A 9,401-nucleotide genomic window follows, 5' to 3' on the forward strand; every position below is an offset into this window, starting at 1 on the left:
TTCCGCCGCTGCAACTCAAGCACGGCGGTGTCGCGCAACACGTTCATGTAGACCGTTGCAGCATCCAGCAGCACGGTCTGTTCGATCACCCGCAAGGTCTCGCGGGATGCGAAGACCTGTGCCTCGGCCTGACGGGTGCGGTTCGCAGTCTGGAACCCGTTGAACACGTTTTGCTGCAACTGCCCGCCGACCGACGACGGGTAGAACCGGGAGACCTGGCGGTTACGGCTTCCCACGGTCGTACCGGACGAGATCACGGGGATCTGCGTTTCGGTATTGGTCTCCGTCCAGGTCACGCCGGTGTTGTAGGTACCGCTGATCCTCGGCCGGTAGCCGGACAGCGCCTGAGGCACCGCCTCGTCGGTCGCACGCACGAGCGCGCGCTGGGCATTGATTTGCGGATTGTTCTGATAGGCCTGAACCAGAGCCTGTTCGAGAGTCGTCGAACCGCCGCCCACACCGTTTCCGGCGCCAGCACCAGCCACACCAACCTTTCGATCGGCGGCAAACCCCGTCGCACTGACCGTCAGGAACGCGGCGGCCAGAAAAAACGACCCCGCACGCGTAAGCGGCATTAACACCCCCGAAAAGAACCTGTGCTCGCAGAACCCCCTTGCGACTCTCCGGCACCGGCAACGATTTTGTAACTATATCCGTTACTTCAGGGGTTTGAAGCCCTGTTCCACCGAGAACAGAGGAAAACAACACACCTGAGTGTTTCGGGATACAGTGCCCCGGATCGGGTCAGAAGGCGAAGGCCGCAGGCTTCGCAAATCCGGGCAACACGACGCCAGCAGCATCAAAAATTGCGTGCCGACTAATGTCCGCCCCATCTCGCCGGTACAGCGTTGCCTTGGCAGCGGGTCCTACACCCAGGATGCAGACAAGGCGCCCCCCCTCGGAGAGTTGCCGGCAGAGCGAATCAGGTTGGAATTCCACGGCACCCTCGACGAGAATCGCGTCGTAGGGTGCACCGGCGACATGGCCGGCAGCCAACGCGCCCTCGATCACCTCGACATTGCCGATTCCGGACAGATTCGCACGCGCCTGACTGGCCAGAGCCGGCTGTTCTTCGAGTGCCACCACCGAATTGCAGAGCCGCGACAGCAGTGCTGCGGCGTATCCAGTGGTGCAACCGACATCTAGTACGCGCTGGTCCACAGCCAGTTCGAGCGCCTGTATCATTTTGGCGAGGACCATCGGCTTCAGCAGACGACGCCCCTCTCCGACCACCAGACCAAGATCGAGATACGACAGCTCGCGCTGGTCCGCCGGAACGAAACGCTCCCGTGGCACATCGAGCATCGCCTGGATCAGGGGGCGATCGGTGACATCCGCGGTGCGGACCTGTCCGTCCACCATCGAACGGCGCAATGTTGCGAAATCGGCCATGCTTTTGTCCGGAATGAGAACCGCCCGCTTCTGCGGCAGCGCGGCGGAAAACGCAAGATCGGGCGTCAGCGCGGGACAAGCGCATGTTGCCCGCCACTCCAGCCTCCTATATGACCACAGCCCAATGAGCCTGGCTCATGGCGACGTGGCGGAGTGGTTACGCAGCGGTCTGCAAAACCGTTTACACCGGTTCAATTCCGGTCGTCGCCTCCATTTCTTTGGGCTTCCGTTCGCGGATCGGCCCGAAACGCTTGCAATCGAGCGAGGCTTTGTTATAGCCGCGCTGCGTTCCCCGGTAGCTCAGTGGTAGAGCAACCGGCTGTTAACCGGTTGGTCGCTGGTTCGAATCCGGCCCGGGGAGCCAATTTTTTTCAAGCACATAAGTGAATTTTCTGGGCCAGCCTCGAGGCCCATATTCTCCGCTGGGCAACAATCTGCAAATTTCGATTCTGTGAGCAGGATCATGGGCAACGCTTGGGACCGTCCTGCCGAGGAAGGTTCGCCATTCCGCGACGGCGACGCCAAAGCTGAGGACCTATATTGCGCAGTCGGTCGCGCAATGAGCAGCTGGGAACGTCTGGAGGGCGAGATGGTCGGCCTTTACGTATCGCTGGTCGGCTCGAACAACTACGCGATGGACGCGCCGGCCATACAAGCGTTCGGCACAATCACTAGCCCCGCCACGCGCGCCAACATGATGCGCGCAGCTGCAGAATCGCTTTTCCACCATCTCGGGATGCAACTGGGCTTGGAGCCTGCGCAGGAGACGATCGACGAGGCAGACTCCCTCGAGGCCGAGTTGATTGACGTCTTGAACTGCTATGCCGGATGGATGGGGCGTAGGAACGACGTCGCGCACGGCTGCGTCGGTAGTGTCGGCGAAGATCCTCCGACGTACAGACTGCTCCCGTCGATCGCGAGCGCCAAGAAATGGTGCCACGTTATCAGCGAGCCCGCGTTCACCTTTGTCGCGAAGGACCTAGACGGCTTCACGAGAGGCTTCGACGAACTCGCCGCGCGAACGTCGGACTTGGCCGAGCGCATACTTGAATTTCGGCAAGAGACCGCCCGGCTGATCGCCACAGAATAGTCGGCCGGCTCACTCTCTCCCAGCCCAACCAATGCCCTTGTCTGCTTGGCCCCAGCCGGTTCGGTCCCTGTCGTGAGCCAACGAAATCGCCGTGGTATCAATAACTTGGCTTGACTAGAAATGCCGACCTCATATCTGACACTTGCATGCCCCCTCCGGTTGCGGAACAATTTTACCGTTGGGGGAATCGCGACACATGAAACCGACTGAAACAATCGGTTCGCATATTGCAGCTAGGGAGAACGCGCGCTGGACGATGCCCGCGCGGTGCACTGGCCTCATATCGATCCGAATGTGAAGCGTTCCGTCAGCCATCGAAGCCCCCCCTGATCGCCCCGTGTAATCTCAAGGACCATGCGATAACCTTCCATATATTTTCTTGAGCTCGGAGGCGCGACGTGAGGAAAGTTCTATCCGCCAGCGTTGCAGTGCTTATCGCTTCCTCGACGTGTTCACTTGCACAATCCGCGCAATGGTCGGGCTTCTACATCGGCGGCAATGTCGGAAAGGCATGGGGCAAGAGCAACTTTGTCTCGACCTTCGGCTGTCCCGCTGGTGGCGGCTGTTTCTATAGTAATCCGGTGAACCTTGAGGCTGTCGGCTTAGCCGGCACCGGCTCTGCTAACGACGACAATTGGACCGGTGGCGGTCAGGTCGGCTTTAACTGGCAGTCGGGCGTGGTGGTCTGGGGCGTCGAGGCCGACTTCCAATCCTTCAGCTTGGGCATAACCCGCACGGTGAGCGGCCCGTTCCCGGCTAACATCACTAGTTACAACGTCACAACCGGCTACAACACCGATTGGCTTTTCACAGCTCGCGGGCGCCTCGGCTGGACCGTGACGCCGACCGTTTTGCTTTATGCGACTGGTGGTGTCGCCCTCACCGACCTGCAGGTCAGCAACCAGTTCGTCGACGACGCGGCGAATTTCGGCGGCGTGAATACCTTTGGCACTTCGTCGGCAAGCAGCACGCGAACCGGTTGGACCGTTGGTGGCGGTCTTGAAGTCGCCCTCGGCAACAACTGGACGGCCAAGGGCGAGTATCTCTATCTCGACTTTGGATCGGCTGGTACGACCGTCGCCGGGGTCACCAACACTGGCATCCCACTGCTGAACCTAAATCGCCTTACCACCGTTGGTGGCGACCTGACGGCTCGCATCGTTCGATTCGGCCTCAACTACCGGTTCGACTGGGGTAAGTCGCCGGTGATCGCCAAATACTGATCGCGGAGCGCGGACTACATCCCGCAACAGCCCGCCGGTTCAGGCCAAGCGTTGGGAGGATACACGTGATAAGATTTCTATTAACTATCAGCCTTGCTATCGCGCTGAGCGCGAACGTGACCGCGGCACCACAAAGTAAGAGCGGCAAGCCTCAGGGGGCTGCGCCCGCCGATGTCTCCGCGATCAACACGTGCCTCAAGGGCGCTGAGGAAAAAGGAGGCTTCGGTGCTGAGTGCGTGGGGCTCGTCGCCGACCCCTGCATAAAAGAAGCGGTCGGGAAGAATGACGACGTGGCCCGGAAGAATGCCTGCGCGGAGCGCGAACTCGCGATCTGGACCGCGAAGATGCGCGAGGCGTTAAAGCAGGTGCAGTCCGGCGACTTCAAAAACATCGTCGCGGATTCGCAGAAGACTTTCACCGCGTCGCGCGATCGCTTCTGCGCCGTCTTCGACAAAATTGAGCCCGGCATATACCCGGCCGGTGCGAGCTACTGCCGCATGCGGGAGACCGCGAACCGCACTTTGAGCCTGATCATGCTCGGCGTCGCGGTCAACGAGCACTGAGAAATTCTTAAGCCAATAAGGATACGGCAATACTCTGATGTATTCTTGGGGTCGAAGCCGGCCCGGGGAGCAAAATCTATCAAAATCCGTTCGTAAGCTGCTGCCAGGCCCTCAATTTCAGAGGGACCGCTGGTGCTGATTGCGTTCTGGGCCTGATGCATGGCCCGCTCAGCCGCAGCGTGCATCGGTCGCTCACGGTCAACCTGTAAACTTTGACAGCGTTCGCAGCGCACCGATTCGCCGTTTGAAGAGCCGTGTTTCCAATCTCTACGAGTGCATCTCCCCATGACTAAATTGCCAAACACCGTCGACGCTCAGATCGGGGCGCGCGTCCGCATGCATCGCCTGCTCGCGGACATGACCCAGGAGCAGCTCGGCGCCGCACTTGGCGTGACCTTCCAGCAGATTCAGAAATACGAGAAGGGCGTAAACCGGATCGGTGCCGGCCGGCTTCAGGATATCGCCAACACGCTGCGCGTGCCGGTCAGCGCCTTCTTCGCCGACACGCAGGACACCCAGTCCATCTCTCCGGACGGATCCGGCAGCGACATCACGGATTTCATTTCCTCGGGTGACGGACTGGCACTCGCGCGTTCATTCGTGCGGATCAGCGATTCCAACCTGCGCCGGCGCGTCGTCAGCCTCGTTGAGGAATTGTCCAGTTCGCACGGCACGCCGGCGCAGTGAAATCGCGCCGGACGTACGACAAGACGTGGCTCGCGGCGCCCTCGCCGCGAACCCGCCAACCCTCTGCAATGTGTGATTGACGACAGATCAACCGGGCGGCGCATGTCAGCGCGCACGCAACCTGTTCATTGACGCAGGAATGTCGGGCAATGGCCGTGCTTTTCCGCCCATGCCCGCAGCGCGTCGCGCGTAACTTCGGTGTTCCAGCCCGGATTGGCTTGCTCTCGCGCGATCATTTCTTTGGTCGCATGAGGCTTCGGGTGGATCGGCAAGGCGCCCGACTTGATCGCATCGAGAATTGCTGCCGCCCATGCCATCGATTCCTGCGTCGCTGGATGACCGGGTTCGATGTCGCACCAAAGCCGTGACGTATTCGAGACATTCAGGGTGTTGACGAGCTTCCACGCAGCGTAGTTGGGCTTGCGGGTCGTCTGGGCCGGCGCTTCCTTCACCGACAGATGCGTCAGAACAAGCTGCGCCACGAATAGCGCGATACCCGCGATGATGGTGCAATATCCGCCCATCAGCGCGAGCGGCAGCGAAACGCCTTCGTAAATCGCCCAGCCGGTGCAGCCAATGGCGAAGAGAAACGTGACGCCAAGCGTAGCAAGGTGAAGCGGTTTCACCCGCGTGCGCAGACTGGCCAGCACCGCGCGAACGCTGTCCAGATCGGTACCGCTCGATGCCGGCACGAGAGCGGACTCAACCGCCGCGATTGCTGATGTTCGATAGTTTGCCATGTCTGCACTTGGTCAAAGGGTTGAAACCGAAGCAACGCGAGGCGCGAATCAAACGATACGCATGCCAGTTAATCGAAAGCCCCGCGATGCGGCAATCGCGTGACCGTTCGTGAGCTGCGTGATGATGACTTGACGTGCTCGAATCCGTTGGCCGTCGCCGGATGAGCATATCCCGCACCCGCGGGCCATTCGATTCGATGGCAGATGTCTGTCGACGCGCGTGCCGACTCGCAGAGTGCAGCTCGCATACAGCGAGGCGAATGTCAGGCGAAGGCGGCGAGCGTCCCGTTCAACACAGGCAGCCAGTCGGGCAGCCACATTGCGGCGGCCGCACAGACTGCACCGCGTCTTGACGACTTGCGTGCGGCGATCTCTTCGGCGACCGCGGCATAAAGCTTCTCATCGCGCTTGCGCTTGCGGAGCTGCCCCAGACGAACATGGTCCAGGGCGTATCGATACGCCAACGCGCCATAGCGTCCGATCAACAAGTCTGCCTCGCGCTGAACGTGCCGGTTAAAGCCACTCAACCACAGCAGCGGATTTGTCATGCGCGCCCTCCCAAGAAGCCAGGCGAAGCGAGTCCGGACATTCCGAACCAACGATTGTACGCCAGTTTTTGCCCTCTGAAACGGATCTCCATTCAGGCACTTTGGCATACGCCGCCAGCAGCAAAAACAAAAAATGCCCGCTTTAGTTCTCTATGGTTAGCGCGCGCGCCCCGGTTGCACCTCTCCAGATCATGCTGCATCGCAACACGATCCCGTGAGCCGTACTCGCGTGGCCGGCTTCGGATCCCATATCAACCGCACACGCCCGTCAAAACGGGGGGATCAGAACATGACCACTCAGACACTTCGCAAAGCCGCGACTTTTCCGGCCATCGTCACTGCCGCTTTCTTTGTCCGCAACGCACCGATCTTCATCGCGCTGCTGGCGCTGCTGTTTGTCGCCTCCTGATGCGTCTGATGGCGGCGGCGACGCGGACGGTGGTCTGCTTTCGACACAACACCGCGCACACATGAAAAAGCCCGGCGGGTCGCCGGGCCTTTCATCGTATTCGTTGCGTACAGCGAATGCTGAAATCAGTCTTCGTAGTCGTCTTCCAGCGGAGCCGGAGTCCAAAGCGGCCCCTTCGCAAGCGTGATCTTGCGACGACCATTCTCTTGCGCGGCGACGACCGGCGCTTCGACCGCGCGGGACAATTCGTACAGCGCAGCACCCGGCCGCCCACCAGCTTCGATCAGATCCGCCTCGTCGCATGTCGAGGCGATCGAGAGACCCAACGCATGCAGATGCGCGCGGCGGTAACAGAACATCGCCAGCATCGCGCGCGTATGCGCGGGGATCGTTGCCACCAGCTCCGCGAGACCCTGCGGATGAGATCGGAACAGTTGTCCGAAAACGCTCTCCGGTACCGGGCACACATCGTCTGAAGAATTCAGGCCAAGCGACGTCATTTCAGCCCCCGAAAAATGTCCTGATTCGAAAATTGCGGCTGAATTTCTTAATACGGCGTTAACCTGATCGCGGCCCGCAGCCGGCTTCCAGATTTGAGCTAGCGCAAAGCCGGCGAGCGACTCCGCTGCCACCCTTTGCAGGCTAATGGAAGGAGCCTGCAATGCCTGCGACCACCGCCCTTATTGTCGGTCTGATCACCCTCGCCTTCATGATTTTCGCCGCAACGCTGTTCTATGGCGAGCGCGTGTCGCGAAACGCGAGGTCCTGACACTCACCCCTTTGCGCGTCCCGCCGAGAGCGGCAGCTTCGCAATCTCGCGGATCGAATCGCGGTTCGGCTCAAAGCCGAGCCCGGGCTTGTCCGGCAGCGCAAGCCAGCCGTCAGCCGGCATGATCAACCCGTGATAGAGCGTCTTGTAAAGCTCTACGGCGAGATAGTGATGCTCGATCAGCGAGCCATTGGCGACGCCGGCCTGCAGATGCATGTTGTGGTAGGACCAGGCGCCGCCATTGGCGACCGATACGTTGTATGACGCTGCGAGCCCCGCGATCTTCACGCATTGGGTAAAGCCGCCGGTGATGCAGACATTGGGCTGCGCATAGTCGATGGCCTGCGCGGCGAGCAGATCGCGGAAGCGATAAAGCAGGCCCTCATTCTGACCGCAGGCGAGCGCGATGCCGCTGTTGCGGCGAAGCTGCGCCATGCCTAGCGCGTCATTCTGCGTCAACGGTTCCTCGAAGAACGAGATGTTGAACGGCTTGATCATCTCCACGAGCTTGGTCGCGTGGTAGAGATCGAGATTGCAGTTCGCGTCGATGAAGATCTCGACGTCCGGCCCGACCGCCTCACGCACGGCCTGCACGCGCTTGGCGTCCTCGCGGATCGCGTCCATGACCGGCCGCTCGTCCTTGTGTTTGAGCGCCTCGCTGGCGACCGTCATCTTGAGCCTGCGGAAGCCATCGGCCACCCATTTCTTCGCCGCCGCCGCCAGTTGTTCGCGATCGAAAAAGCCGAACCCGAATGTCGCGTAAACCGGCACACGCTGGCGCGCGCCACCGAGCAGCTTCCACACCGGCAACCCCAGCGCCTTGCCCTTGATGTCCCATAGCGCGAGATCGACCGCGGCCAGCGCATGCGCGGCGTAGCCCGTCTGCCCGCGCGGCATGATGGTCCAGTAAAGCTTCTCCCAGATGCGCTCGGTGAGCATCGGATCGTCGCCGACGAGGTTCGGCGCGATCACGCCGTTGATCACCTGCGCCACCACATCCTCTTCGGTGATCGAGGTCAGCCCATGACCGACAATGCCGGTGTCGGTCTCGACCTCGACATAGCAGGCAGCGAGCGAGGTTTTCTTGTCGAGCCCCATGACCGTGACATGAAGCGGAACATTCAACGGGGTTGCGGTGACGCGAACGATCTTCATTCTGGCCTGCCGGATTGATTTTGCGGGCAGCGCGTCGTCCCACTCCTTCGGTGTGGGCAAGCGCCGATTGATTTTGGACCTTGCGTATATGCGATCCACGTTCTACCGGCAATTTGCCGCAACGCATGGCTGTGCGCGTCATTTGCTGTTTCGTTGACGGGTCAAACGCGACATGATCGCGCAAACCAAAAGGGAGGACGATTTCGACATGGCCAAAAGCAAGAAAAGCGGATCCAGGAAATCCGCGAAGGCGGGTGCGAACGGCAACCGCGCAAAGCGCGAGTCAAAGAATCCGGATTTCAAGCGCGGCCTCGCAGTACGGCGTTCGATGTGGGGCGCCGATGGCGCGGAAAAGCAGGTCAACGCCGCCGGCGACTTCATCTGGCCGTTGCAGGAGGTGGTGACCACGTATTGCTTCGGTCAGACCTGGACGCGGCCGAAATTGTCCAAGAAGGTCCGCTCGATGATCACGCTCGCCATGCTGGTGGCGATGGCGCGTCCCAACGAACTGAAAGTGCATGTCGAAGGCGCGATCGCCAACGGCGTCACCAAGGAGGAGATCCAGGAAATCCTACTGCATGCCATGGTCTATTCGGGCATTCCCCGCGGGGTCGAAGGCTTCCGCGCCGCGGAAGAGAAGCTGAAGCAAATGGGTCTCGAGTAACGGTTTGCGAACATGACAGACATCAAGACAGTCGGATTCATCGGCATCGGCAATATGGGTGCGCCGATGGCTGCCAATGTGAAGCGCGCCGGCTTTGAGGTCGTTGCATTCGACCTCGATCCCGCGCGCGCAAAAAAATGGGCGCAGGAAAACGGCGCGCG

Annotated in this window: 12 protein-coding genes and 2 tRNA genes; 8 read left to right on the forward strand and 6 right to left on the reverse strand. The window is 60.6% G+C overall.

Going from position 1 to position 9,401, the window contains the following annotated elements; translation table 11 throughout:
• On the reverse strand, positions 1–575 hold a 575-nt coding region (locus VNZ93_RS14775; RefSeq protein ID WP_325706436.1), incomplete at its 3' end, for a TolC family protein.
• A gap of 169 nt (positions 576–744) precedes the next feature.
• Entirely contained in the window at positions 745–1,392 is a 648-nt protein-coding gene (locus VNZ93_RS14780; RefSeq protein WP_325706439.1) for a protein-L-isoaspartate O-methyltransferase, read from the reverse strand.
• A 139-nt stretch (positions 1,393–1,531) separates the two neighbouring features.
• Here VNZ93_RS14780 and VNZ93_RS14785 point away from each other — a divergent pair.
• The 6 genes from VNZ93_RS14785 (at position 1,532) to VNZ93_RS14810 (ending at position 4,955) form a co-directional block, all read left to right on the forward strand.
• Positions 1,532–1,605 (forward strand) — tRNA-Cys (locus VNZ93_RS14785).
• A gap of 76 nt (positions 1,606–1,681) precedes the next feature.
• Positions 1,682–1,756 (forward strand) — tRNA-Asn (locus tag VNZ93_RS14790).
• Between the two features lie 99 nt (positions 1,757–1,855).
• Complete coding sequence (locus tag VNZ93_RS14795; RefSeq protein WP_325706442.1) at positions 1,856–2,482, forward strand: hypothetical protein; 627 nt, start codon at positions 1,856–1,858, stop codon at positions 2,480–2,482.
• A 398-nt stretch (positions 2,483–2,880) separates the two neighbouring features.
• A complete protein-coding gene (locus VNZ93_RS14800; RefSeq protein WP_325706445.1) occupies positions 2,881–3,705 on the forward strand; it encodes an outer membrane protein in 825 nt (274 codons plus the stop codon).
• A gap of 116 nt (positions 3,706–3,821) precedes the next feature.
• On the forward strand, positions 3,822–4,268 hold the full coding sequence (locus tag VNZ93_RS14805) for a lysozyme inhibitor LprI family protein (RefSeq protein WP_325706447.1): 447 nt from the start codon (positions 3,822–3,824) through the stop codon (positions 4,266–4,268).
• Positions 4,269–4,553: 285 nt separating this feature from the next.
• Positions 4,554–4,955: a helix-turn-helix transcriptional regulator gene (locus VNZ93_RS14810; RefSeq protein ID WP_325706450.1), complete on the forward strand. Its 402-nt coding sequence runs from the start codon at positions 4,554–4,556 to the stop codon at positions 4,953–4,955.
• Between the two features lie 125 nt (positions 4,956–5,080).
• Here the strand turns inward: VNZ93_RS14810 and VNZ93_RS14815 are convergent, their stop codons facing one another.
• The 4 genes from VNZ93_RS14815 to VNZ93_RS14830 all read right to left on the reverse strand — a co-directional run bounded on the left by VNZ93_RS14815 (position 5,081) and on the right by VNZ93_RS14830 (position 8,576).
• Complete coding sequence (locus VNZ93_RS14815) at positions 5,081–5,695, reverse strand: hypothetical protein (protein WP_325706453.1); 615 nt, start codon at positions 5,693–5,695, stop codon at positions 5,081–5,083.
• 263 nt (positions 5,696–5,958) lie between these two features.
• Positions 5,959–6,243: a hypothetical protein gene (locus VNZ93_RS14820; RefSeq protein WP_325706454.1), complete on the reverse strand. Its 285-nt coding sequence runs from the start codon at positions 6,241–6,243 to the stop codon at positions 5,959–5,961.
• Positions 6,244–6,777: 534 nt separating this feature from the next.
• Positions 6,778–7,152, reverse strand: coding sequence for a hypothetical protein (locus VNZ93_RS14825; RefSeq protein ID WP_325706456.1), 375 nt, complete (start codon positions 7,150–7,152; stop codon positions 6,778–6,780).
• A 272-nt stretch (positions 7,153–7,424) separates the two neighbouring features.
• Positions 7,425–8,576 (reverse strand): mandelate racemase/muconate lactonizing enzyme family protein, encoded by a 1,152-nt coding sequence (locus VNZ93_RS14830; protein WP_325706459.1) that lies wholly within the window; start codon positions 8,574–8,576, stop codon positions 7,425–7,427.
• 208 nt (positions 8,577–8,784) lie between these two features.
• Between VNZ93_RS14830 and VNZ93_RS14835 the strand changes: the two genes are divergently transcribed.
• Together VNZ93_RS14835 and VNZ93_RS14840 are read left to right on the forward strand one after the other, a co-directional pair.
• Complete coding sequence (locus VNZ93_RS14835) at positions 8,785–9,240, forward strand: carboxymuconolactone decarboxylase family protein (protein ID WP_325706462.1); 456 nt, start codon at positions 8,785–8,787, stop codon at positions 9,238–9,240.
• A 12-nt stretch (positions 9,241–9,252) separates the two neighbouring features.
• On the forward strand, positions 9,253–9,401 hold a 149-nt coding region (locus VNZ93_RS14840; RefSeq protein ID WP_325706465.1), incomplete at its 3' end, for an NAD(P)-binding domain-containing protein.

The sequence above is a fragment of the Pseudorhodoplanes sp. genome (genome assembly GCF_035565795.1).
GTDB lineage: Bacteria > Pseudomonadota > Alphaproteobacteria > Rhizobiales > Xanthobacteraceae > Pseudorhodoplanes.